The 22,140-nt window shown below is 68.0% G+C and carries 24 protein-coding genes; 18 read left to right on the forward strand and 6 right to left on the reverse strand.

Annotated elements, in window-relative coordinates; genetic code table 11:
- Positions 1 to 9: 9 nt before the first annotated feature.
- The 16 genes from ftsA to tatC all read left to right on the forward strand — a co-directional run bounded on the left by ftsA (position 10) and on the right by tatC (position 16,316).
- On the forward strand, positions 10 to 1,269 hold the full coding sequence (gene ftsA / locus ASE83_RS03090; protein ID WP_055783821.1) for a cell division protein FtsA: 1,260 nt from the start codon (positions 10 to 12) through the stop codon (positions 1,267 to 1,269).
- A gap of 109 nt (positions 1,270 to 1,378) precedes the next feature.
- Positions 1,379 to 2,878 (forward strand): cell division protein FtsZ, encoded by a 1,500-nt coding sequence (gene ftsZ, locus ASE83_RS03095; protein ID WP_055783822.1) that lies wholly within the window; start codon positions 1,379 to 1,381, stop codon positions 2,876 to 2,878.
- A 12-nt stretch (positions 2,879 to 2,890) separates the two neighbouring features.
- Positions 2,891 to 3,295 carry a hypothetical protein gene (locus ASE83_RS03100; protein WP_055783823.1) on the forward strand — a complete coding sequence of 135 codons (405 nt, stop codon included), beginning with the start codon at positions 2,891 to 2,893 and terminating at the stop codon, positions 3,293 to 3,295.
- Between the two features lie 276 nt (positions 3,296 to 3,571).
- A complete protein-coding gene (locus ASE83_RS18855) occupies positions 3,572 to 5,512 on the forward strand; it encodes a tetratricopeptide repeat protein (RefSeq protein WP_055783824.1) in 1,941 nt (646 codons plus the stop codon).
- Positions 5,509 to 6,669: a deoxyguanosinetriphosphate triphosphohydrolase gene (locus ASE83_RS03110; RefSeq protein ID WP_055783825.1), complete on the forward strand. Its 1,161-nt coding sequence runs from the start codon at positions 5,509 to 5,511 to the stop codon at positions 6,667 to 6,669. The genes ASE83_RS18855 and ASE83_RS03110 overlap by 4 nt, the downstream gene beginning before the upstream one ends.
- A gap of 56 nt (positions 6,670 to 6,725) precedes the next feature.
- Entirely contained in the window at positions 6,726 to 8,165 is a 1,440-nt protein-coding gene (locus tag ASE83_RS03115) for a DUF1800 domain-containing protein (protein ID WP_327196405.1), read from the forward strand.
- Positions 8,166 to 8,168: 3 nt separating this feature from the next.
- A complete protein-coding gene (locus ASE83_RS03120; RefSeq protein ID WP_055783826.1) occupies positions 8,169 to 9,314 on the forward strand; it encodes a DUF1501 domain-containing protein in 1,146 nt (381 codons plus the stop codon).
- A 62-nt stretch (positions 9,315 to 9,376) separates the two neighbouring features.
- Complete coding sequence (gene argS / locus ASE83_RS03125; RefSeq protein WP_055784432.1) at positions 9,377 to 11,104, forward strand: arginine--tRNA ligase; 1,728 nt, start codon at positions 9,377 to 9,379, stop codon at positions 11,102 to 11,104.
- On the forward strand, positions 11,104 to 11,835 hold the full coding sequence (locus ASE83_RS03130) for an SPOR domain-containing protein (protein ID WP_235512950.1): 732 nt from the start codon (positions 11,104 to 11,106) through the stop codon (positions 11,833 to 11,835). Before argS ends, ASE83_RS03130 begins: the two co-directional genes overlap by 1 nt.
- Positions 11,836 to 11,892: 57 nt before the next feature.
- Positions 11,893 to 12,897 (forward strand): beta-N-acetylhexosaminidase, encoded by a 1,005-nt coding sequence (gene nagZ, locus ASE83_RS03135; protein ID WP_055783827.1) that lies wholly within the window; start codon positions 11,893 to 11,895, stop codon positions 12,895 to 12,897.
- Positions 12,898 to 12,959: 62 nt separating this feature from the next.
- Entirely contained in the window at positions 12,960 to 13,394 is a 435-nt protein-coding gene (locus ASE83_RS03140; RefSeq protein ID WP_055783828.1) for a hypothetical protein, read from the forward strand.
- A 32-nt stretch (positions 13,395 to 13,426) separates the two neighbouring features.
- Positions 13,427 to 14,158 (forward strand): segregation and condensation protein A, encoded by a 732-nt coding sequence (locus tag ASE83_RS03145; RefSeq protein WP_055783829.1) that lies wholly within the window; start codon positions 13,427 to 13,429, stop codon positions 14,156 to 14,158.
- A complete protein-coding gene (scpB, locus tag ASE83_RS03150) occupies positions 14,155 to 14,721 on the forward strand; it encodes an SMC-Scp complex subunit ScpB (protein WP_055783830.1) in 567 nt (188 codons plus the stop codon). The genes ASE83_RS03145 and scpB overlap by 4 nt, the downstream gene beginning before the upstream one ends.
- Before the next feature lie 37 nt (positions 14,722 to 14,758).
- Positions 14,759 to 15,040, forward strand: coding sequence for a twin-arginine translocase TatA/TatE family subunit (locus tag ASE83_RS03155; RefSeq protein WP_055783831.1), 282 nt, complete (start codon positions 14,759 to 14,761; stop codon positions 15,038 to 15,040).
- Positions 15,041 to 15,087: 47 nt separating this feature from the next.
- Positions 15,088 to 15,531, forward strand: a complete 444-nt coding sequence (gene tatB / locus ASE83_RS03160; RefSeq protein ID WP_055783832.1) for a Sec-independent protein translocase protein TatB — start codon at positions 15,088 to 15,090, stop codon at positions 15,529 to 15,531.
- A complete protein-coding gene (gene tatC / locus ASE83_RS03165; protein WP_055783833.1) occupies positions 15,528 to 16,316 on the forward strand; it encodes a twin-arginine translocase subunit TatC in 789 nt (262 codons plus the stop codon). The genes tatB and tatC overlap by 4 nt, the downstream gene beginning before the upstream one ends.
- A 291-nt stretch (positions 16,317 to 16,607) precedes the next feature.
- Here tatC and ASE83_RS03170 read toward each other — a convergent pair whose 3' ends face one another.
- From ASE83_RS03170 to lipB, 4 genes are all read right to left on the reverse strand, one after another.
- Positions 16,608 to 16,742, reverse strand: a complete 135-nt coding sequence (locus tag ASE83_RS03170) for an entericidin A/B family lipoprotein (protein WP_055784436.1) — start codon at positions 16,740 to 16,742, stop codon at positions 16,608 to 16,610.
- A gap of 308 nt (positions 16,743 to 17,050) precedes the next feature.
- Complete coding sequence (locus tag ASE83_RS03175) at positions 17,051 to 17,722, reverse strand: hypothetical protein (RefSeq protein WP_055783834.1); 672 nt, start codon at positions 17,720 to 17,722, stop codon at positions 17,051 to 17,053.
- 205 nt (positions 17,723 to 17,927) lie between these two features.
- Complete coding sequence (locus tag ASE83_RS03180; protein WP_055783835.1) at positions 17,928 to 18,197, reverse strand: hypothetical protein; 270 nt, start codon at positions 18,195 to 18,197, stop codon at positions 17,928 to 17,930.
- An 88-nt stretch (positions 18,198 to 18,285) separates the two neighbouring features.
- Positions 18,286 to 18,972: a lipoyl(octanoyl) transferase LipB gene (gene lipB, locus ASE83_RS03185; RefSeq protein WP_055783836.1), complete on the reverse strand. Its 687-nt coding sequence runs from the start codon at positions 18,970 to 18,972 to the stop codon at positions 18,286 to 18,288.
- Between the two features lie 60 nt (positions 18,973 to 19,032).
- Between lipB and ASE83_RS03190 the strand changes: the two genes are divergently transcribed.
- Both ASE83_RS03190 and ASE83_RS03195 read left to right on the forward strand, forming a co-directional pair.
- Positions 19,033 to 19,869, forward strand: a complete 837-nt coding sequence (locus ASE83_RS03190; protein WP_055783837.1) for a hypothetical protein — start codon at positions 19,033 to 19,035, stop codon at positions 19,867 to 19,869.
- Positions 19,866 to 20,600: a hypothetical protein gene (locus ASE83_RS03195; RefSeq protein ID WP_055783838.1), complete on the forward strand. Its 735-nt coding sequence runs from the start codon at positions 19,866 to 19,868 to the stop codon at positions 20,598 to 20,600. Before ASE83_RS03190 ends, ASE83_RS03195 begins: the two co-directional genes overlap by 4 nt.
- Here the strand turns inward: ASE83_RS03195 and ASE83_RS03200 are convergent.
- Positions 20,573 to 21,166 carry a GNAT family N-acetyltransferase gene (locus ASE83_RS03200; protein WP_055783839.1) on the reverse strand — a complete coding sequence of 198 codons (594 nt, stop codon included), beginning with the start codon at positions 21,164 to 21,166 and terminating at the stop codon, positions 20,573 to 20,575. The two genes, ASE83_RS03195 and ASE83_RS03200, sit on opposite strands and share 28 nt — an antisense overlap.
- A 4-nt stretch (positions 21,167 to 21,170) precedes the next feature.
- Positions 21,171 to 22,013 (reverse strand): oxygen-dependent coproporphyrinogen oxidase, encoded by an 843-nt coding sequence (gene hemF, locus ASE83_RS03205; protein WP_055783840.1) that lies wholly within the window; start codon positions 22,011 to 22,013, stop codon positions 21,171 to 21,173.
- Positions 22,014 to 22,140: the final 127 nt, after the last annotated feature.

Genomic DNA, 22,140 nt, shown 5'->3' on the forward strand with positions numbered 1-22,140 from the left:
GGCAGGGACATGGCGAAGGTAGCACCGGAAGGCATCATCACCGCACTCGACATCGGCACGTCGAAGGTGTCGGCGCTGATCGCGAAGCCGGGCGAGGGCGGCGAACTGACCGTGCTCGGCACCGGCCAGCGGGAGAGTCGGGGCGTCAAGCGCGGCTATATCGCCGACATGAAGGCGACCGAGACGGCGGTGCGCGAAGCGGTCGAACAGGCCGAACGCATCGCCGGCTTCAATATCGAGGATGTGTGGGTCAGCTTCTCGGCCGGCGGGCTGGTGTCCGACATCGTCAAGCTCGAGGTCGATCTGGGCGGCCACCGCGTCGAACAGTCGGATATCGATGCGCTGCTGAAGGCCGGTCGCAACGCGATCGATCCGGGCCAGCGCATGGTGCTGCACGCCCAACCGATGCGCTACACGCTCGACGGCCTTGGCGGGGTGAAGGAGCCGAAGGGGCTGCACGCCGACCGCCTCGGCGTCGAAATCCACGTCGTCGCGACCGAAGGCTCGCCGGTCCGCAACCTCGATCTGTGCGTCCGTTCGGCGCATCTGGAGACGAAATCGATCGTCGCCGCGCCGGTCGCCACCGGGCTTGCCTGTCTGTCGGAGGAGGAGCGCGAACTGGGCGTCGCTTTGGTCGAAATCGGTGCGGGCATCACGAACGTCTCGGTGTTCGCGAACGGCGTGCTGACCGGTCTCGCCTCGATCGCGATGGGGGCCAGCGACATCACCGACGACGTCGCCTCCGCCTTCGGCACCAATCGCGCGCAGGCCGAACGGCTGAAATGCTTTTACGGCTCGGCCAATATGTCCCCGCGCGACAATCACGACATGATCGACGTTGCGCCCGTCCGCGCGGACGAGGATGCGGAGGGCACGCGCATCACCCGTGCACAGCTCATCTCTGTCATCCGCCAGCGGCTCGATCGGCTGGTCGCGGAAATCTCCAAGGAACTGCGTCGGTTGAACTTCGACGATCCCGTTGGGCGACAGGTCGTGCTGACCGGCGGCGGGGCGGAGTTGAAGGGCATCGCCGATTATGCGCAGCAGGCGCTGGGCCGGCCGGTCCGCGTCGGCCGCGCGCGTGGGCTGATCGCACTGCCCGATGCGCATTCCGGACCGGGATTCGCGACGCTTGCCGGGTTGGCGATGTTCGCCGCATCGAACCCGGTCGACCTGCGCGCGTTGCAGCCGACGCAGCAGATGGTGTCGCGCCCCAGCACGGGTGCACTGTTCCAGCGTCTGTTGACCGCATTCCGCGCAAACTATTGACGATTTATTACCATCAGGCCGGGTGGGGGGCTAGGATCGTCCTTCGGCTTGATGCACAACCGCCTATCGAATTACGTGCCCGGTGCCGGCCGGGACAGGGAGACCGAGTATGAGCATCGAATTTCTGGCACCCGACGTCGACGAACTGACCCCGCGCATCACCGTGATCGGGGTCGGCGGGGCCGGCGGCAACGCGATCGCGAACATGATCCGTGCCGAGGTGCAGGGGGTCGAGTTCCTCGTCGCCAACACCGACGCGCAGGCACTCAAGCAGTCGTCCGCGCCGCAGCGTATCCAGCTGGGTGCGAAGATCACGCAGGGTCTGGGTGCCGGCAGCCGCCCCGAAATCGGTCGCGCGGCGGCCGAGGAAACGATCGAGGCGGTGCAGAAGAGCCTTGAAGGCGCGCATATGTGCTTCATCGCCGCCGGCATGGGCGGCGGTACCGGCACCGGTGCGGCACCGGTCATCGCCAAGGCCGCGCGCGAGATGGGCATCCTGACCGTCGGCGTCGTGACCCGTCCCTTCGCGTTCGAGGGCAAGCGCCGCGCGAAGTCGGCCGAGGCCGGCATCGAGGAACTGCAGAAGTACGTCGACACGCTGATCGTCATTCCGAACCAGAATCTGTTCCTGATCGCGAACGCCAACACGACCTTCAAGCAAGCCTTTGAAATGGCGGATGAAGTGTTGCAGCAGGGCGTGCGCGGCATCACCGACCTGATGGTCATGCCCGGCCTCATCAACCTCGACTTCGCCGACGTGCGGTCGGTGATGCAGGAAATGGGCAAGGCGATGATGGGCACCGGCGAGGCCGAGGGCGATAACCGCGCCATCGAAGCCGCGCAGCAGGCGATCGCCAACCCGCTGCTCGACGGCGTGTCGTTGAACGGCGCAAAGGGTGTGATCGTGTCGATCACCGGCGGCGACGACATGCGCCTGCTCGAAGTCGACGAAGCCGCGAACCACATCCGCGAACTGGTCGACGACGACGCCAACATCATCTGGGGTTCGGCGTTCAACAGCGAGCTGGAAGGCAAGATCCGCGTCTCGGTCGTCGCGACCGGTATCGAGGACGAAGCCCCGTCGCAGGCCGCACCGCAGCCGGCCCAGGCCGAGCCGACCCGTGCCTTCTCGTTCAACGCGCCGCGCCGCCCTGCCGCGCCTGCCGCCGCCCCGGTCGCGCCGAGCGGTGCCGCTGCCGAGCATCTGGAAGAGGCCCCCGCGCCCCAGCCGATGGACCGGTTTCCGCAGGGCGCGAGCCAGCCGTCGGTGTCCGAACGCATCGTGCCGCATTCGACCTATGACGCGCCCGCAACGGCGGCACAGGACGAGGACGAACTGGTGCTGGGTGCCGAGCAGGCCGCCGCGCCGATGCCCGCGCCGACCCCGGCCAGCGATTTCGGCGCATCGTCGAACGACGGCCGCCGCCGCTGGCTGACCCCGGACGCCGCCGCCGAAGCACCGCGTGAGGAAGCGGCCCCGGCGCGCAAGCCCGGCGGCACGCTGTTCGAACGCATGGCCAATGCCGGCCGCGCGCCTGCACGCGGCACCGACGATGCGAAGGAACCGCTCGACATCCCGCGCTTCCTGCATCGGCAGAACAACCAGTAAGCGGCGTTTGCGATGCCGCCCCGTGCTTCACGCTACGGGGCGGCACGCATCGCACTGACCGTTCAGACGCTCGGCTTTTCGGCCGGCGCGTTCAACCATGGTCTTGATTTCCTTCGCTTCGGCTGGCGACCGTATCGCTGGGCGCCGTTGCCGGCGTTCGAGCTCTACTGGTCGGCACTGCTTTTTCTCGATCTGGCCGTAGTGGTATTGCTCGCGTCGGGGCGCATACGTCCCGGCTTGCTGCTGGGCGTCGCGATCATGGTCAGCGATGTGGCCATCAACATCCTTGCGACCCGATTGGCCGGTTTTTCCGATTTCGGCGTGGCGTTGCTCTGGCAGTCGGCGTTCCTCGGCTTTGTCCTCGGATCGATCGGATTTCTGTGGTCCGCGACGAAGCGTCCCGCCGCTGCGGACTGATGTTACCGCCATCGGGCCTGCTATTTCCTACAGCGTCCGACCATGTCATCCTCCGCTCGACGCTCTTTGACACCGCCAATTTCCGCGCGCTCGTTTCCGCGTGGTGAACGCCATCCTGTCGGAGCGGAGCGAGCGCCGTGCAAAACGCGCACAAGTGTGAACTTAGTGAACTTTGGCCCTGACGGCTCGCTTCATCGCCACCATCGCTCGCTTCACCGCCGCCGACGCCCCGGAACATTCCCCGTTCAGCCGTCCCATGGTTAAGCGGACAAGCCCATGACCCAGCTTAAAACGCTCCGCGCCGCCGCGCTGCTGCTCGCCACTGCTTCGCCCTTGCCCGCCTTGGCGCAGCCCGGCGCGATCGTCCAGCCGCTGACCCCGAATGCCGACCGCCTGTCGGAACAGATGCGCATCCTCGGTCGCAGTCCGAACGACGTGTCGGCGCTGGTGGAGGCGGGGCGGCTGTCGGGCAAGCTGGGGGATACCGACGCGGCGATGCAGTTCCTCGCGCGCGCCGAGAAGGCATCACCCAACGACCCGCGCATCCGGGCCGCGCGCGGCGTCGCGCTGGTGGCGATGGAGCGGCCGGGCGAGGCGCTGGCGCTGTTCGCCTCCGCCGAGCGGGCCGGGGTGGCGATGACGCCCTATCTCGCCGAACGCGGCCTCGCCTACGACCTACTCGGACGTGGATCGCTGGCGCAGGCGGATTACCGTCAGGCGCTGCGGGCGGGGGAGGATGACGAGGTGACGCGCCGCCTCGCGCTGTCGCTGGGCATCGACGGCAATGTGACCGAATCGACGGCGGTGCTGAACCCGCTGTTGCAGAAGGGCGACCGGGCGGCATGGCGGGTGCGCGCCTTCGTCCTCGCCATGTCGGGCGACGCCGCCGGCGCGGACAAGATCACCGCCAGCATGTTGCCCGGTTTCTCGGCCAGCCTCTCGCCCTTCTTCCGCCGCCTGCCGCAACTGGCCGGGGCGGATCGCGCGTTCGCCGTCCATTACGGCCGCCTCGCGCCCAGCCCGGAGCGGCTGGCCGACGCCCGGCTCGCCCCGCCGCTGCCCGCCCCGGTCCGTACCGCGCCGCCGGTCGCGCTGGCGTCCGCCGCACCGGTCACGCCTGTCGCGACGACCCGCACCGCCAGTCGCACACCGACGATGGCCGAACGCCGTGCCGAGCGGCAGCGGCAGGCACAGGCGGCGCAGCTCGCCCAGGCCGAAGCCGCCCGCCGCGCCGCCGATGCCCAGGCGCAGCAACTGGCGCAGGCCAGGGCCGACGAAACCGCCCGCCGCGCCGCGCTGGCCCAACGGCAGCAGCTCGCCGCGCAGCAAGCTGAACAGGCGCGCATCGCCGAGGCGACCCGGGTCGAGGCCGAGCGCGTCGCCGCGCGTCAGGCCGAGGAACGCCGCGTCGCCGCAGAAGCGCTTGCCGCCCGCGACCGTTCCGAACAGGCAGCGCGCGCACCGGTACAGGTCGCCTCCGCACCCGTGCCCGTGACGATCGTCGATCGACCGGCAGAGCCTGCACCCGCGCCTGCCATCCCGGTCGAGGTGGCCAGCGCCGCACCGGTCAACACGCCGCCCGCGACGCCCGCCGTCTCCAGCGCCGCGGCGACCGTCGCCGCCCGCGCGCCGTCGAACGACGACGTGCTCGCCCGCATCATCCGCAACCTCGACATCCCCGCATCCGAACTGGGCGTCGGTCCGCCGCCGACCCCGGTCGCCGCGCCGGCCAGCAGCACCGCACTGGCCGCGCAGGCGGAAGCCGCCCGTCGTGCGGCGGAGGCGCGGGAAGCGACCGCCCGCGCCACCGAAGCCGCCGAGGTGAAGAAGCTCGCCGCCACCCGCGCCTCCACCGCGAAGAAGGCCGCCGAAGCCAAGCGGATCGCCGATGAGAAGAAGGCCGAGGCCGCCGAGGCCGCGCGCCTTGCCCAGATCAAGCGCGCCGACCCCGAACGCCACTGGGTCCAGATCGCGGGCGGCGCGAACGTCGCGGGACTTCCCGCCGCATGGGGCATCATGGCGGGCAAGGCCCCGGCGCTCAAAGGCCGGCAGGCATGGACCACGCCACTGCGTGCCACCAACCGCCTGCTGACCGGCCCGTTCAAGAGCGATGCCGAGGCGCAGGACTTCGTCAACACGCTGCGCAAGTCGGGGGTGCAGGCCTTCGCCTTCACCAGCGAGGCGGGGCAGAAGGTCGCTCGGGTCCCGGTCAAGTGAAGGCCCCCTATGCCGCCGATCCGCTGGCGCATGGCGGGCGGCTCCACGCCGAACCGGGCGACGCGACGCGGGGACCCCGCGACGCGTTCCAGCGCGACCGCGACCGGATCATCCATTCGATCAGCTTCCGGCGGCTGCGTCACAAGACGCAGGTGTTCATGGCGCCCGACGGCGACCATTTCCGCGTCCGGCTGACCCACAGCCTGGAGGTCGCGCAGATCGGTCGCGCTGTCGCCCGCACGCTGGGCCTGAACGAGGATCTGACCGAGGCGTTGTGCCTTGCCCATGACATCGGCCACCCGCCGTTCGGTCATGCGGGGGAGGATGCGCTGGAGGCGGCGATGGCGGCGCATGGCGGCTTCGACCATAATGGCCAGACGCTGCGCACGCTGACCTGGCTCGACAGCCCCTATCCGCGCTGGCGGGGCCTGAACCTGACGTGGGATACGCTGGAGGGGCTGGCCAAGCATAATGGCCCGATCCCGACGCCGGGCTGGGCATTGGCGGCGGCGGATGCCGCGCACGGCCTGCGCCTGAACGAATGGCCGTCGCTGGAGGCGCAGGTCGCGGCGATCGCCGACGACATCGCCTATGACAATCACGACATCGACGATGGCCTGCGCGCCGGGCTGCTGACGCTCGATCAGCTGCTGGAAGTGCCCTTCGTCGCCGCAGGCTGGGACGCGGTTCGCGCGCGCTTTCCCGATGTGCCGGCCGATCGGCTGGTCGGCGAACTCACCCGGTCGCAGATCGGGTCGATGGTCAACGACCTGATCGCCGAGACCCAGCGCCGCGTGGCGGCGGCGGGTGTCGAGACGGTCGCCGACGTCCGCGCGGCGGGCCAATGTCTCTCCCATTTCTCGCCCGAGATGGCGGAGGCGGAGCGAACGCTGAAGCGCTTCATGTATGCCAATCTCTACCATCATCCGCGTCAGCTGGCGGCGGCGGCGATGGCGGAGACGGTCGTCGCCGGCCTGTTCGCCGCCTATCATGCCGATCCGGCGGCGATGCACGACGGCTGGCGCGAGACACTGCCCGAGGCGGAACCCGAGCGCAGCCGCCACATCGCCGACTATATCGCCGGGATGACCGATCGGTTCGCGGTGCGCTGTTATGGGCAGGTCGTCGGACCGATCGACCTGCCCGACGGGTTCTGATGCCATTGCCATAACTCTGCGACAATCGGCGCGCCTGATCGCTGTCGGGATTGGCAGTGGAGTCGCAGGCGATGGCGCTGGCGGAGATTGCATGGAACCGGTTCGGGCTGGGCGCGCGCGGTGATGCGCAGCCGCCGGCGGACCCGAAACGCTGGCTGACCGACCAGTTCGATCGCTGGACGCCGCGCCCGCCTGCGCTGGTCGGGGTCGCGACGACGGGCGCCGCGGGACAGGCGGTGGCGCAGGCGCAGGCCGAACTGCGCATGGTCCGCAAGGAACGCCGCACGACCCAGGCGACGGCAACGCCCGACGCGATGCCGATGGCGGCCGACCCGCCAGACAATCGCGCGGCGCAGATCCGGCGTGGCGTCCGCCAATTCTACCTCGATGGCGTGGCCGCGCGCACGGCGGCGGCGGTGGCCAGCGACACGCCCTTCGTCGAGCGGCTAACCCATTTCTGGTCGAACCATTTCGCGGTGTCGGCCGACAAGCTGGAGGTGACCGGCCTAGCCGCCGCGTTCGAATTCGATGCGATCCGCCCGCATGTGCTGGGCCGGTTCCACGACCTGCTTCTCGCGGTCGAACATCATCCGGCGATGCTGCTCTATCTCGATCAGGCGCAGTCGGTCGGTCCCGACAGCCCGTTCGGCCAACGCCGCATGGGCGGCCGTGCCGGGCTGAACGAGAATCTGGCGCGCGAGATTCTGGAGTTGCACACGCTGGGCGTCCGCACCGGCTATGCCCAGGGCGACGTCACCGAACTGGCCCAGGCGCTGACCGGCTGGACGGTCGCGGGGCTGGGGCGGGGCGGTGCGCGGGTCGTGCCGGGCCAGCCGGGCGAGGCGGTGTTCGCGCCCGCGCTGCATCAGCCGGGCGGCCGCCGCATCATGGGCAAGGACTATGCCGAGGGCGGTGCCGGCCAGTCGGCGGCGGTGCTGGCCGATCTTGCGGTGCATCCGGCAACGGCCAAGCATGTCGCGATCAAGCTGGTCCGCCACTTCATCGCCGACGATCCGCCCCCGGCGGCGGTGGCGCGGGTCGAACGCGCGTTCCTGTCGTCGCGCGGCGACCTGCCCACGGTCTATCGCGCGCTGATCGCCGCGCCGGAGGCATGGGCGCCGGGTACCCCCAAGTTCCGTACCCCATGGGACTGGACCGTCGCCGCTCTGCGCGCGATCGATGCACCGGCGACGGAGGGTCGGGGGCTGGTCAACCTGTTCGGGCAACTGGGCCAGCCGATCTGGCGGCCGGGCCAGCCGATCGGCTTCGACGACATCGCCGCCAGTTGGGCCGGACCCGACGCGCTGATGCGTCGGATCGAGGCGGCGGAGCGGCTTGCCGGACGATTGCGTGAGCCGCCCGATCCGCGTGCGCTGGCGGCGCGACTGTTCCCCGACAGCCTCGCTCCCGCCACTGCGACCACCATCGCCCGCGCCGAAAGCCCGGCACAGGGCCTCGCGCTGCTGTTCGTCGCCCCCCAGTTCCTGCGGAGATAAGCCATGACCGACCGGCGGAATTTCCTCATCGGCGGCGCGGCGGTCCTGTCCGCCGCCTTCGCGCCACGCCTTGCCTATGCCCGCGCCGCGACTGACCGGCGCTTCGTGTTCATCATCCAGCGCGGCGCGGCGGACGGCCTCGCCATGGTCATCCCGACCGGCGATCCCGCTTTCGCCTCTCTCCGAGGAGCATGGGCCGAGGATGCGGCGGCGGCGCGCAAGCTGGACGGCATGTTCGCGCTGCACCCGGCGCTCACCGGCATGGCCGGACTGTACGACAGCGGGCAGGCATTGTTCGCCCATGCCGTCGCCTTGCCCTATCGCGACCGGTCGCATTTCGACGGGCAGAACGTGCTGGAGACGGGCGGGGCGGCTGCCTATGCCGTGCGCGATGGCTGGCTCAATCGCCTGCTCATGCTGTTGCCGCGCGAGGAGGCCCGCGCCATCGCCGTCGCTGCGACAGTGCCGCTGGCGCTACGTGGTGCCCGCGACGTCGCCTCCTATGCCCCCTCCGCGCTGCCCGATGCGTCGGGCGATCTCATGGCCCGCGTGACCCAGCTCTATGCCGACGACCCGCAACTCCACGCGCTATGGGCGCAGGCGATGCAGACCCGGCAACTGGCGCAGGAGGCAGGCGGCAACGCCGGCCGCGATGCGGCGGCGACCGGCGCACTGGCGGCACGGCTGCTGGCGCCGGCGGACGGCGCGCGGATCGCGATGATCGAAACCGGCGGCTGGGACACCCATGCCGGCCAGCGCGGGCGGCTGAATACCCAGCTGAAGGCACTCGACGGGATGGTGGGTGCGCTCAAGACCGGCCTCGGCCCGGCATGGGACCGGACGCTGGTGCTGGTCGCGACCGAATTCGGTCGTACCGCGCGGATCAACGGTACCGGCGGCACCGACCATGGCACCGCGGCCGCGACGATGCTGCTGGGCGGCACCGTGCTGGGCAGGCGGGTCGTCGCCGACTGGCCGGGCTTGGCGAAGCTCTATGAGGATCGCGACCTGACCCCGACGACCGATCTCGACGCGCTGATCGCCGGGGCGGTCGCGGGGCATTTCGGCATTGATCCGGCGCGCGCGATGACGACGCTGTTCCCCGGCAGCATCGGCCGCCGTTCGGTTGCGGGACTGATCCGGGTGTGATCCTTTGCAGGGGCGGCGGTATCGGCTAAGCGGCGCGTTTGGATCAACCGACCGGAACCGCCATGACGCTGTACCCCCGTTTCTTCGCCCATCTCGACCGCGCGCTCGACACGCTCGTCGCCCGTGGCGACCTGCCGGCGGGGCTGGAGCGACGCGCGATCACGGTCGAACCGCCGCGCGACACGACCCATGGCGACCTGTCGACCAATGCCGCGATGGTGCTGGCCAAGCCCGCCAAGACCAACCCGCGCGCGCTGGCCGAATTGCTGGTCGCCGAACTGGCGGGGCTGAGCGAAGTGGCCAGCGCGTCGGTCGCCGGGCCGGGCTTCATCAACCTGACGCTGACCGACGACACCTGGCGCGGCGAATTGACCGCGATTGCCGATGCCGGCGACGCCTATGGCCGTTCGACGACCGGCGCGGGGCAGGTGGTGAACATCGAATATGTCTCGGCCAATCCGACCGGCCCGATGCACATGGGCCATTGCCGGGGCGCGGTGGTCGGCGACGCGCTGGCAAGCCTGCTCGAATGGAATGGTGCGCGCGTCATCCGCGAATATTATGTCAACGATGCCGGCGGGCAGGTCGCCGTGCTCGCCCGCTCGGCGCATCTGCGCTACCGCGAGGCGCTGGGCGAGACGATCGCCATTCCCGAGGGGCTGTATCCCGGCGACTATCTGGTCCCGGTCGGGCAGGCGCTCGCCGCCGAATATAGCGACCGCTATGTGAGCGCGCCGGAAGAGGAATGGCTGGCGCTGTTCCGCACCAAGACGGTTGCGGCGATGCTGGAGATGATCCGCGCCGACTTGCAACTGCTCGGCATCCATCACGATGTCTTCTCGTCGGAAGCCGAATTGCAGGCGGCCGGCAAGCCCGAGGCGGCCGAGGCGTGGCTGCGCGCCCGCGACCTGATCTATGACGGCGTGCTCGAAGCGCCCAAGGGCGAGACGCCCGAGGATTGGGAACCGGTCGAACTGCCGCTGTTCCGCTCGACGAAGTTCGGCGACGATCAGGATCGCCCGATCAGGAAGTCGGACGGCAGCTGGACCTATTTCGGTGCGGACCTCGCCTATCATTTCCAGAAGGCCGAGGGCGCCGACCAGCTGATCGACATCTGGGGCGCGGACCATGCCGGCACGGTCAAGCGGATCGTCGCGGCGGTGCAGGCACTGACCGAGGGCAAGACCCGCTTCGACGTGAAGCTGGTGCAGATGGTGCGCCTGCTGCGCGGTGGCGAACCGGTCAAGATGTCGAAGCGCGCCGGCAATTTCGTGACGCTCGCCGATGTCGTGAACGAGGTCGGCAAGGACGTCGTTCGCTTCACCATGCTGACCCGCAAGGCCGATGCGCAGATGGACTTCGACTTCGCCAAGGTGGTGGAGGCGTCGAAGGACAATCCCGTCTTCTACGTCCAGTACGCCCATGCCCGTGTCCATTCGCTGGTCCGCCGCGCGGCGGAGGCGGGCATTGCCGAGGACAAACAGGCCGATCTGTCCCGTCTCGATACGGTCGAGCTGGCGCTGGTGAAGCGCGCGGCGCAGTTCCCGCGCGTCGTCGAAAGTGCGGCGGCAGCGCGCGAACCGCATCGGATCGCCTTTTATCTCTACGACTTGGCGGCGGAGTTCCATGCCGCGTGGAACCTCGGCAACGACGATCCGTCCCGTCGCTACCTTCAGGCCGACGATGCGGCGCTGACGCAGGCACGGCTTTTCCTTGCCCGCGCGATCGGGCAGATTATCCGCAACGGCTTGGCCATCATGGGTGTCGAGGCGGTCGAGGAGATGAAGTAATGGCGGACATGATCGCATCCGGCGATCCCGATCACGAACGCCTTCCGTGGCTGGAAAGCGCCGATCCGGAACCGGAACCCGCGCGTCCGATCTGGCGCACGGTGCTGCTCGTGCTGATCGGGTTGCTGATGGTCGGGACGATCGCCTTCGCGCTGCTGCGTCAGCGCGGGGCGCCGACCGCCAGCGGCACCGGCGACGTGATCGCCGCGCCGGAGGGGCCGTACAAGACCCGCCCGCAAGAAGCCGACGGGATGCGCGTGACCGGCGACAGCGACACCGCGATCGCCACCAGCGAGGGGGCGACCGGCGGGAATTCGTCGGTGAACCTGGGCGCCGTGCCCGAAGCCCCGATCCAGGGTCGTGCCGCCGCACCCACCGCCGGCCCGACCAGCAGCGGAACGGGACGGGTGGCGACCGCCGTCCCCGCCACGACGACCAGGCTGGAGGCCCGCGCCCCGGCGGCGGCCGCGCCGGCCGAAACGGCGACAGGGGCGGGCGGCTCGGTCGTCCAGCTCGGCTCCTTCCCCAGCGAAGGCGTCGCGAACACCGCGTGGAACCAGTTGTCGCGTCGCTTCGCCTATCTCGCGCCGCTCGGCAAATCGGTGCAGGTCGCGGAGGTGAAGGGCAAGACCGTATATCGCCTGCGCGTCAATGCCGGCAGCGCGAACCAGGCGTCGGACCTGTGCGGCAAGCTGAAGCTGGCCGGCGAGAATTGCTTCGTCGCACGATGATGCGCGCGGACGCGGCGACGGTTGTCGCCCGTCCGCGTCTGCGGTAGCCCCTGGCGCATGAAGCCCGTGATCTTCGGCCTGTCCGGCCCGACCCTGACCGCGCAGGAAATCGCGCTGTTCCGCCAAGCCGATCCGCTCGGCTATATCCTGATGGGGCGCAACTGCGTCGATCGCGACCAGATGCGGGAGCTGACCGACGCCCTGCGCGACCTGTCGGGCCGGGCGGACCTGCCGATCCTGATCGATCAGGAGGGTGGACGCGTCGCGCGGATGAAGCCACCGGTCTGGCCGGCCTTCCCGGCACCTTCGGCCTTTGCCGCGCTGTATGACCGCGCGCCATCGTCGGCCATCGCTGCGGCCAAGACCAATGGGCAGGCGCTGGGCGTGATGCTGGCGGAGGTCGGCGTGACCGTCGACGCCACCCCGCTGCTCGACGTGGCGCAGCCCGACATGACCGGCGCGATCGGCGACCGCAGCTTCGGCGCGGACCCGATGCAGGTCGCTGCGCTGGGTCGTGCGACGCTCGACGGGCTGGCGGCGGCGGGCGTCGTCGGCATCGTCAAGCATATGCCGGGCCATGGCCGCGCGACCGTCGACAGTCACCTCGAACTGCCGCGCGTGTCCGCACCCGCCGACGCGCTCGAACAGGACATCGCGCCGTTCGCGACGCTGTCGTCCGCACCGATGGCGATGACTGCGCACGTCGTGTTCGAGGCATGGGACGCGCAGAACCCGGCCACGCTGTCGCCGACCGTGATCGGCGACGTCATCCGGGGAAGGATCGGCTTCGACGGGCTGCTGATGACCGACGACATCGACATGAAGGCGCTGACCGGCGCGCCGGCGGACAAGGCGGCGGCGGCGATCGCCGCAGGCTGCGACGTCGTACTCGACTGTTGGGCGCGGCTGGACGAGATGGCGGCGATCGCCGATCGACTGGACGTGATTGCCCCGGCGTCGCGTGGACGGCTCGATCGGGCAATGGCGGGGATCGGTAGAGTGGGCACGGTGCCGATCGCCGAGCTGATCGCCACGCGTGACCGCCTGCTGGCGATCGCCTGACGCGGTAACCGCTCCTTAATGCGCCGGGTCCATGGTCGGACCGCTTGGCGCGTAAGGACCGGATGATGCTGCCGACAGAGCCGCTGCAACTCCATCATAGCTGGCCGATCATCGAACGCGGTGTGCGCCTTCCGCAGGGGGTGCTCGAAGCCGGCTATAGTCACGGCCTGACCGATGATTGTCCGTTTTCCTGCGATCTTGGCGCGAACACCCTGTCATGGTCTGCTTCGACCTTTGCCCTGTTCGGGCTGCCGGCCGGAACCACGCCAGTCCGTGACGTCGTCCTTCCGATGTACCGCACCGAATCACGCTCGGCGCTGGAGCGGCTGCGGACCCACGCCATCCGCCACCGGCGGGGTTTCACGATCGATACCGAGGTCGACGCCCCCGGCCAGCCCCCGCGCTGGATTCGGATCGTCGCCGTACCGGAGATCGAGGGCGGACGTTCGGTACGACTGAGCGGGCTGCATCAGGATGTGACGCACGAATATCGGTGACGGACGGCTACGCGGATCGTTAGGATCGCGGAATGGATGCCGACAGCCCGGTACTGACGATCGAACTGGATGGGTGGGAAGGGCCGCTCGACCTGTTGCTGGCGCTGGCCCGGACGCAGAAGGTCGATCTGCGCGGCATCTCGATCCTCGCGCTGGTCGAGCAATATCTGCGCTGGATCGATCGGGCGGCCGCGTTGCGGCTCGAACTGGCCGCCGACTGGCTGGTGATGGCGGCGTGGCTCGCCTATCTCAAATCGGCCCTGCTGCTGCCGCGCGAACCCGAAATGGACCCCGATCCGGAGGAACTGGCGCTGCGCCTGCAACTGCGGCTCGAACGGCTCGACGCGATGCGCGAAGCGGGTGCCCGGTTGATGGCGCGCGACCGGATCGGGCGCGATGTGTTCCTGCGGGGCGATCCGGAGGGGCTGAACATCGTGCGCAAGGCACGCTGGGATGCCGGGCTGTACGATGTGATCGAGGCCTATGGCCGGATCAGCGCGCGCACCCGTCCGGTGCTGCACGTCGTCGCCACGCGGCCGGTGATGACGCTGGAGGTCGCGATCGAACGGGTCGAGACGATGCTCGGCACCCGCATCGACTGGACATCGATCGCCACGTTCCTGCCGGAACAGGCGGAGGAGCGCTATCGCCGCTCGGCACTCGCCTCGACCTTTCTTGCGACGCTCGAACTGGCGCGACAGGGGCGCTTGGCGATCCGGCAGGACGCGCCGTTCGGGCCGATCGACGTGCGGCGCATCGCATGACCGACCCGTTCGTCCGCGCGGTGGAGGCGGTGCTGTTCGCCAGCGAGACGCCGCTGACCGCCGCGATGATCGCGGCGTATGTCGGGGACGGCGACGTCCGCGCTGCGCTTGCCACGATCGAGGCGAACCATGCCGGACGCGGCTTCGGCCTCGTGCGGCGCGGCGAGCATTGGCATTTCGAGACCGCGCCGGACCTCGCCCATTTCCTCCGCCGGGACCGCGACGAATCGCGCCGCCTGTCGCGTGCCGCGATCGAGACGCTGGCGATCATCGCCTATCACGAGCCGGCGACCCGTGCGGACATCGAATCGATCCGCGGCGTCCAGATATCGAAGGGAACGATCGACGTGCTGCTGGCGGCGGGTTGGGTCCGCCCGGCGGGACGGCGCGAGGTGCCGGGGCGTCCGCTGACGTACGCTACCACCCAGGCGTTTCTCGATCATTTCGGGTTGAATAGTCGCCGCGACCTGCCAGGAATCGACGATCTGCGCGCTACCGGCCTGCTCGAACCAATCGACGATGCGTTTGCAAGCGTGCTGGAAAGCGGCGGCGATAGCGACTAAGTGAACCCCACGATCTGTTTCGCTTGGAGTGTGGACGATGGGTGGTCTTAGCATTTGGCACTGGCTTATCGTCGGCGTCGCCATTCTGCTGCTGTTTGGCAAGGGTCGGTTTTCCGACATGATGGGTGACGTTGCCAAGGGGCTGAAGAGCTTCAAGAAGGGCATGGCCGAGGACGACGAGGTGCCGCCGCCGGCACGTCCGCGTGAACGGCTGGAGCAGCGTCCGCTCGATACCGGTTACGATCACGATCTCGCCCCGCGCGATCCGGTGCACCGCGACCCCGTTCGCGATGCCGACCGCCCACACGGCGACCGCTGATCTTTCTGTTCCCGGCGAGCTTCGTACCCGCCTGACCCCGAGCGCCGATGTTCGATATCGCTCCCACCGAATTGATGGTCGTCGCGCTGGTCGCGCTGGTCGTCATCGGTCCCAAGGATCTGCCAAAAGCCATGCGCATCGTCGGCCTGTGGGTCGGCAAGGCGCGTGGCGTGGCGCGTCAGTTCCGCTCCGGTTTCGACACGATGGTGCGCGAGGCCGAGTTGGCGGAGATGGAAAAGAAGTGGGCGGAGGAAAACGCCCGGATCATGCGCGAGCATCCGACCGATGCGCCGGGCGCGGTACATCCGGCCGACGCGCCTTCGCCGCCGCCGCCCGTGCATGATCCGGCGCCGGTTCCGCCGGCGGATCAACCTTTGGCGGTATCGGTTCCACCGGAGGATGATCCCGCGCCGGTAATGGTCGAACGTCCGGAACTGCGTGAAGCATCCGGCGACCATCCCCCCGCCGCCGATGGCAAGGCACCGTCATGAACGAAATCGACGATAGCCAAGCCCCGCTGCTCGATCACCTGATCGAACTGCGCCGCCGCCTGCTCTTTTCCGCCGTCGCGGTCGCCGCCTGTTTTGCGGTGTGCTTCTATTTCTCGCACCAGATCCTGACGTTCCTCGTCAAGCCACTGCTGGCGGCGGGGCAGAAGAAGCTGATCTTCACGCAGATTTTCGAGGCGTTCTTCGTCCAGATCAAGGTCGCGTTCTTCGCGGCGATGATGCTGTCCTTTCCGGTGATCGCCAACCAGCTGTGGCAGTTCGTCGCGCCGGGGCTGTATCGCAACGAAAAGCGTGCGTTGTTCCCCTTCCTGCTGGCGACGCCGGTATTGTTCATCGCTGGCGCCGCGCTGGCCTATTACGTCACCATCCCGGTCGCGCTGCACTTCCTGCTTGGCTATCAGGGCAATCTGGGCGGCGTGCAGCAGGAGGCGCTGCCGTCGGTCGAGGCGTATCTGTCGTTCGTGATGCAGTTCCTGTTCGCGTTCGGCCTGGCGTTCTTGTTGCCGGTGCTGCTGATGCTGCTGGAACTGGCCGGTATCGTTACGCGCAAGCAGTTGGTCGGCGCGCGGCGGTACGCCATCGTCGGCGCCTTCGCGATCGCGGCGGTGGCCACGCCGCCCGACATCGGGTCACAGTTCCTGCTCGCGGTGCCATTGATCCTGCTCTACGAACTGGCGCTGATCGCCATCTGGTTCACGGAGAAGCGTCGCGCCAAGCGGGACCCGGCGGCTGCCGACGCCGAGGAAACGGAACGCGAGGCCACCTGAACCGTCGCGAGCCATCCTATCCACCTGGCGCTGGGTCGGATCGACATCACCGGACTCTGAATCACCCCGGACGTGTTCGGGTTCCACGGTGCCGCAATCGGTACGGCATCAGCTTCTATTGACCGCGATTGCGGCTCGGTGGACCCCGGTACACGTCCGGGGTGATTCAGAGTCCGGAGGCGGCGATCAGGAACGACATCGCGCGTAGCCGATGTCGATCGGCAGCAAAAAAGGGCGGCGCGGACATGGTCCGGGCCGCCCTCTTCGTTACCGCGTAATCCGCGAGCGCGGTTACTTGGTGTCCTTCGCGGCGCCCGCGACGGCATTGCCAGCCGACGACACGTCCTTGCCGACGCCTTCGACGGTATTGCAGGCGCTGACGGCAAGGGCACCGGCAACCACGGCGAGGCTCAGAATCTTACGCATGTTCATCTCCGGTTTTCGCGAGCATTGCCCGCTTGCGAGAACAGGAATGTCTGACGAAAATATTCGTTCCGGTACGACAATGGGATGGCCACCAAAAAAGCGACCCGCCGGTTTGAAACCGACGGGTCGCTTAGTTGAAACCAGTATATGGGCCCGGTGGCACTACCGGGGGGGGGGGAGGGTTTGCACCGACCGGGCCCTTTTAGCGGATAGCGAGAGCGGGGGGGCATAAGATCGCTATCCGAAGGTGATAACGGCAAGCGCTATCCATGGTTCCCGCCCCGCCCGTCTTTTTTTGCAACGAAATGTCAGCTCGGGAACGCCCCGCACCGCTTGGTCTGCCACAGTCCCTTGCGCCAGCATTTCGGGTTTTCGAACTGATACAGCCGGGCCGGGCGCATATAGGGAATCTGGCGCGTGAACTGCTGTTCGCCATACGCCACCAGCGAGTTGCGCAGCTTGCGCATCCGCAGCTCGGCAAACTCGCCCAGATAGCCGCGCGGCACGAACAGCGCTTCCTGCCCGATTTCATTCGCCGCCTGGCAGAAGCCAAGCTGGGCCGACACCGTCGAGAAGCTGGAATAGACGCGCGTGCCGAACTGGTCGAGCGCGGTCTGGCCGGCCTTCAGCGACCCGGTCGTCCGGTCGAAATATTTGTCGAGCGCGGCATAGCTCTGCTTCAACTCATCGGCATGGTTGAACAGCATGGCATTGTAGTTGTTGAGCGTCAGCATCGTCGGTTCGAACTGACATTGCAGCGCCGCGACGTTGAGCGCCGAGCGCAGGTTCCACAGCACGGCGGCGCGCAGTTCGGCCGGGGTCGCACCCGGCAGTGCCTGCGTCGTGATACCCGGTTCCTCCCCGGTTACGCGCGGTCCGTTCATGTCATAGGGTTTGAAGAAAAATTGGGCCGACGCGGGGGATGCCGCGACGGTCAGGGCGGCGGCAGCGGCCAGGACCAGGGTACGCACTACGCTCATCTCTTCCTTTCACGGCGCGGGCATCGGCGCCAGGGCAGGCAGCGATGGTTAAGGCGTTTTTCGTGACGACCCAAGCCCCAACTTGCATCATGTCGCCACGTTTCGCCGCACAGGGGCGTAACGATCCGTGCGAAGGGGGCCGCAAACGAAAAGGGCCGCCCGGTCGCCCGGACGGCCCTTCGCCAGAATAGCCGAAAACGGCTGATTACATGGCGTTGGTCATGCCGGCTTCGTTCGACATCATGGTGTCGTTCGACATCATGCTGTCGTTCGACATCATCATGGTGTCGTTGCCCATGGCGCCGTCGACGGCGGTCATGTTGTCCGACATCGTGCCGTCCATCATGTCGGTCGAGTTCAGGTCGGTGATGGTCGCGTTGTCGGCAGTGGTTTCGGTCTTGCCACCGCAAGCCGACAGCGCCAGCGCCGCGCCGGCGATGATCGAACCGGTCAGAATCTTCGAGAATGCACGCATGGTAAGCTCCCTAAGCTATGGATAGGCGGCGTTTCTTTGCCGTTAATACCCAATCCGCGCTGGACATTAGTCGAAGGGGTGCTTCCCCTCAAGCCTCTTTCGCAGGAGGGTACAGCCCGTCCAGAAAGGCCGGCAGGCCGGCGGCGAGCGCTTCGTCGAACATCGCGGGGTCGACCGATTTCCCCAGCGCTGCGGCGCTAGTCACGGGAAACTCGGCGATCCCACACGGTACGATGCCCCCGAAATGTGACAAATCTGGGGCCAGATTCACCGAAAAGCCGTGCAATGTCGCCCAGCGGCGGACGCGGACGCCGATCGCGCCGATCTTTGCCTCTGCGCCGCCGTCCGCCGTCCAGATGCCGATCCGGTCGGGCACGGCATAGGCGTGAATGTCGAAGGTCGCCAGCGCACCGATCACCCACGCCTCGACCGCATGGACGAAGCGGCGGACGTCGCGCCCGCGCCGGGTAAGGTCAAGCATCAGATAGCCGATGCGCTGCCCCGGCCCGTGATAGGTGTAGCGTCCGCCACGCCCGGCGGCATGGACCGGAAAGCGTGGGTCGAGCAGTTCGGCCGGGTCGGCGCTGGTACCCGCGGTATAGAGCGGCGGGTGTTCCAGCAGCCAGATCATCTCGTTCGCCTTGCCATCAGCGACGGCGGTGGCACGTGCTTCCATCGTCGCCAGCGCCTGGGCGTAGTCGATCTGTCCGGTTTCGGGGCGCCATTCGATCTGCTGCGCGATCGCGATGGGCGGGGCAATGGGATCAGGGGCCATTTTCATTCAGGGTCAGGATGGGTACAGCGTCCATCGGATAAAAGGGGAGCAAGTGCAACGATGGCAAAGATCGGGACGATCTGGGACCGCGCCGTGGATTTCGTGCGCGACCATCTGGGCGAGGTGATGCCGGTGCTGCTGGTGACGCAGTTCGCGGTACCGGCGGTCAGCGGCAGCCTGAACGGGCTGCGTGCGGAGGCCAGTGGCGGAACGGCGGCGGCATTGGGCCTGTTGTCGGCCCTCGTCGCGCTGGTCTCGCTGTGGGGCGCGCTCTACCTGATCGCCTTTGCCGCGCAACCTGACGGACAGGAACAGAAGCGTGTCGCCTTGTCGTTGGCCAAGACGCGCTTCCTGCCGATGATCGGCATCAGCATCGTCATGATCGTGATCCTGACCATTCTGGCGGTTCCCGGCATCATCCTGGCGGTCGCCAGCGGGTTCGATTTTACCTCGGTGATGAACGGCGTCCCGCCACAGCCGGCGGAGTTCGCCAAGCTGGGGACGGCGCTGCTGTATTTCTTCGTGCTGGTGCTGGTCATCCTGTGGGCGTCGGCACGATTGCTGCCGATCAACGCCGTCGTCGCGATGGAGCGGCGCGGCGTGGGCGCGATCCGGCGCGCGTTCGAACTGACGCGCGGCATGACGCTGAAGCTGATCGGCGTGCTGATCCTCTATGCCATCGTCGCCGGGGTCGCGGTGTCCGCCGCGCAGTTCGTGGTCGGCGGCATCCTTGGCCTGTTGATCGGCAACAGCGGTGCGTTTTCGCCGACGATCATCGTGTCGTCGTTCGCGGTGGCGGCGGTCAGCGCGGCGCTGGCGCTGTACCAGAGCGCGTTCGTCGGCAAGTTGTACCGCGAGGTCGTCGGCCAGCAGGATGACGCGGCCGTCTTCGCATGAGGCTGAGTATCGCTGCGGCCTGTGCCGAGGCATCGCATATCTGGAAACGCGACCGCGACGTGATCGCCGCGGTCGGTGGCGTATTCTTCTTCCTGCCCAATCTGGCGCTGTCGCTGTTCATGCGTGCGACCAGCGTGACGGTGGGCGGCGATACGCAGGACGATCAGGCGCTGCTGGCGTCGATGCAATCCTTCCTTGTCGACAATGCGCCGTTGCTGGCGTTCCAGATGGTCGCCGAACTGGTCGGGGTCGCGGTGCTGCTGACGCTGTTGCTCGATCCGGCGCGGCCGACGGTCGGGGAAGCGCTGCGCATCGTCGCACGGCGGTTGCCGGTGCTGGTCGCCGTCACGATGCTCATCAACATCGCGCTGGTCTGTGGCATGGCCCTGTTCATCGTGCCGGGGCTGTATGTCATCGGACGGGCCGCGCTGGTGCTGCCGGTGCTGATCGGCGAGCCGGAGCGGCGCTTCGGCGATGCGATCGGCCGCGCGCTCGATCTGACGCGGGGGCGGGTGATCCAGCTCCTCTCGCTCTGGGCGCTGATCTTCATCGGCGCCTATTTCGTGCAGACGCTGTTGCAGGGCCTGGCGCGCGCCGCATCGTCGGGGGGCAGCAACCCGGTCACGTTGGGGATGGTGGCGGTCGCGACGTCGGCCGTGTCGATGGCGACCGCCATCGCCTATACGCTGGTGCGCGCCGCCATCTATCGCCGGCTCGCCAGCAACGGATAATGGGCGCCGCAGTCGTCGGGCAGGACCCCGGCGACGCGCGGATCGGCAAAGGTTTCGATGGTGCGCTGATAGGGCACGAAGCCCGACCGGCGATAAAAGCCGAGCGCGCCGGGATGGTCGAGGGTGCAGGTATGCACCCACACCCGTCGCACATCCTTGCCCCACGCCATCGCCAGCGCGTGCGCCATCAGCCAGCGACCATGGCCCTGACCGGCCAGTTCGGGGATCAGTCCGACATAGGATAGCTCGCATTCGTGTGCCGTGCGGAAATCGAGTTCGAGCATCCCGACCTCGATCCCCGCCCGGTCGACCACGGCCCAGATGCGGACGGCATCGTCCTCGAGGATCGCGGTCAGCCGGGCGTCGTCCATCACCAGCCGGGAAAACCATAGCCACGGCCCCCCGACGCGGCGGAACAGCGCGCGATACCGCTCGACGCCTGGCCGCTCCCAGCGGACCAGTCGCAGCGGCGACGGGGGCAGCGGGGCGGGGCGGGGCCGCTCCAGCATCTCCAGCGAGGTGACGATCGTCGCGACTTCACCGGGTTTGACCGGGATCAGCCCCATGCGATCAGCTCCACGTCGCGAGCGGGGGCAGGCTCATCAGGATCGCATCGATATTGCCGCCGGTCTTGAGGCCGAACAGCGTGCCGCGATCATAGACGAGGTTGAATTCGGCATAGCGCCCGCGCCATTCCAGCTGCCGCGCGCGGTCGGCATCGTCGAACGGTTGCGCCATGCGGCGACGGACCAGTTCGGGATAGATCGACAGGAATGCCTCGCCCACGTCGCGGGTGAAGGCGAAGTCGGCGTCCCAGTCGTTGCCGAGATGATCGTAGAAGATGCCGCCCACCCCGCGATGCACGCCGCGATGGGGGATGTAGAAATAGTCATCGGCCCATTGTTTGAACCGGGGATAGTGGGCCGGATCATGCGCGTCGCACGCCGCCTGCATCGTGGCATGGAAATCGGCGGTATCCCGGGGATAGGGGATAGGCGGGTTGAGGTCCGCGCCGCCGCCGAACCAGCGCTTCGTCGTCACCAGGAAACGGGTGTTCATGTGCACGGCGGGCACGTGCGGGTTGGCCATGTGCGCGACCAGGCTGATGCCGGTCGCGAAGAAGCGCGGGTCCTCTGCCGCGCCGTGGATCGACTTGGCGAACTCGCCCTCGAACGTGCCGCCGACGGTAGAGACGTTCACGCCGACCTTTTCGAACACGCGCCCCTTCATCACGCCGCGCACGCCACCGCCACCGGGTGCACCCGACGGGTCGGTCCGGTCCCACGAGGTATAGTCGAACGCGGCATCCGACCCGGCGTCGCGTTCGATCGCCTCGAACGACGCACAGATCCGGTCGCGGAGCGATTCGAACCAGGTACGGGCGGATTGTTGCTGATGGTCGAGCGGTTGCATGGTACGCGACTTAGGCCGGAACACCCTTCGTCGCAAAGTCCCATGCTTCGATACCAGAGAAACCGGTGTCAAAAAGAGGGTCGACGGCCACCGTGAACCCCTTTACCAAGGGCGCGGCGATGAAAAG

Origin of the sequence: Sphingomonas sp. Leaf32 (genome assembly GCF_001421765.1) — a bacterium.
Classification (GTDB): Bacteria; Pseudomonadota; Alphaproteobacteria; order Sphingomonadales; family Sphingomonadaceae; genus Sphingomonas.

Coding starts and splice junctions, on each gene's coding strand:
- ASE83_RS03175 (WP_055783834.1), bottom strand. CDS start 17,722: ATGAGCGTAGTGCGTACCCTGGTCCTGGCCGCTGCCGCCGCCCTGACC.
- nagZ (WP_055783827.1), top strand. CDS start 11,893: ATGAAGCCCGTGATCTTCGGCCTGTCCGGCCCGACCCTGACCGCGCAG.
- ASE83_RS03140 (WP_055783828.1), top strand. CDS start 12,960: ATGATGCTGCCGACAGAGCCGCTGCAACTCCATCATAGCTGGCCGATC.
- argS (WP_055784432.1), top strand. CDS start 9,377: ATGACGCTGTACCCCCGTTTCTTCGCCCATCTCGACCGCGCGCTCGAC.
- ASE83_RS03130 (WP_235512950.1), top strand. CDS start 11,104: ATGGCGGACATGATCGCATCCGGCGATCCCGATCACGAACGCCTTCCG.
- tatC (WP_055783833.1), top strand. CDS start 15,528: ATGAACGAAATCGACGATAGCCAAGCCCCGCTGCTCGATCACCTGATC.
- ASE83_RS18855 (WP_055783824.1), top strand. CDS start 3,572: ATGACCCAGCTTAAAACGCTCCGCGCCGCCGCGCTGCTGCTCGCCACT.
- scpB (WP_055783830.1), top strand. CDS start 14,155: ATGACCGACCCGTTCGTCCGCGCGGTGGAGGCGGTGCTGTTCGCCAGC.
- ASE83_RS03190 (WP_055783837.1), top strand. CDS start 19,033: ATGGCAAAGATCGGGACGATCTGGGACCGCGCCGTGGATTTCGTGCGC.
- ASE83_RS03170 (WP_055784436.1), bottom strand. CDS start 16,742: ATGCGTAAGATTCTGAGCCTCGCCGTGGTTGCCGGTGCCCTTGCCGTC.
- ftsZ (WP_055783822.1), top strand. CDS start 1,379: ATGAGCATCGAATTTCTGGCACCCGACGTCGACGAACTGACCCCGCGC.
- ASE83_RS03200 (WP_055783839.1), bottom strand. CDS start 21,166: ATGGGGCTGATCCCGGTCAAACCCGGTGAAGTCGCGACGATCGTCACC.
- ftsA (WP_055783821.1), top strand. CDS start 10: ATGGCGAAGGTAGCACCGGAAGGCATCATCACCGCACTCGACATCGGC.
- ASE83_RS03100 (WP_055783823.1), top strand. CDS start 2,891: ATGCCGCCCCGTGCTTCACGCTACGGGGCGGCACGCATCGCACTGACC.
- lipB (WP_055783836.1), bottom strand. CDS start 18,972: ATGGCCCCTGATCCCATTGCCCCGCCCATCGCGATCGCGCAGCAGATC.
- tatB (WP_055783832.1), top strand. CDS start 15,088: ATGTTCGATATCGCTCCCACCGAATTGATGGTCGTCGCGCTGGTCGCG.
- ASE83_RS03195 (WP_055783838.1), top strand. CDS start 19,866: ATGAGGCTGAGTATCGCTGCGGCCTGTGCCGAGGCATCGCATATCTGG.
- ASE83_RS03120 (WP_055783826.1), top strand. CDS start 8,169: ATGACCGACCGGCGGAATTTCCTCATCGGCGGCGCGGCGGTCCTGTCC.
- ASE83_RS03145 (WP_055783829.1), top strand. CDS start 13,427: ATGGATGCCGACAGCCCGGTACTGACGATCGAACTGGATGGGTGGGAA.
- hemF (WP_055783840.1), bottom strand. CDS start 22,013: ATGCAACCGCTCGACCATCAGCAACAATCCGCCCGTACCTGGTTCGAA.
- ASE83_RS03155 (WP_055783831.1), top strand. CDS start 14,759: ATGGGTGGTCTTAGCATTTGGCACTGGCTTATCGTCGGCGTCGCCATT.
- ASE83_RS03180 (WP_055783835.1), bottom strand. CDS start 18,197: ATGCGTGCATTCTCGAAGATTCTGACCGGTTCGATCATCGCCGGCGCG.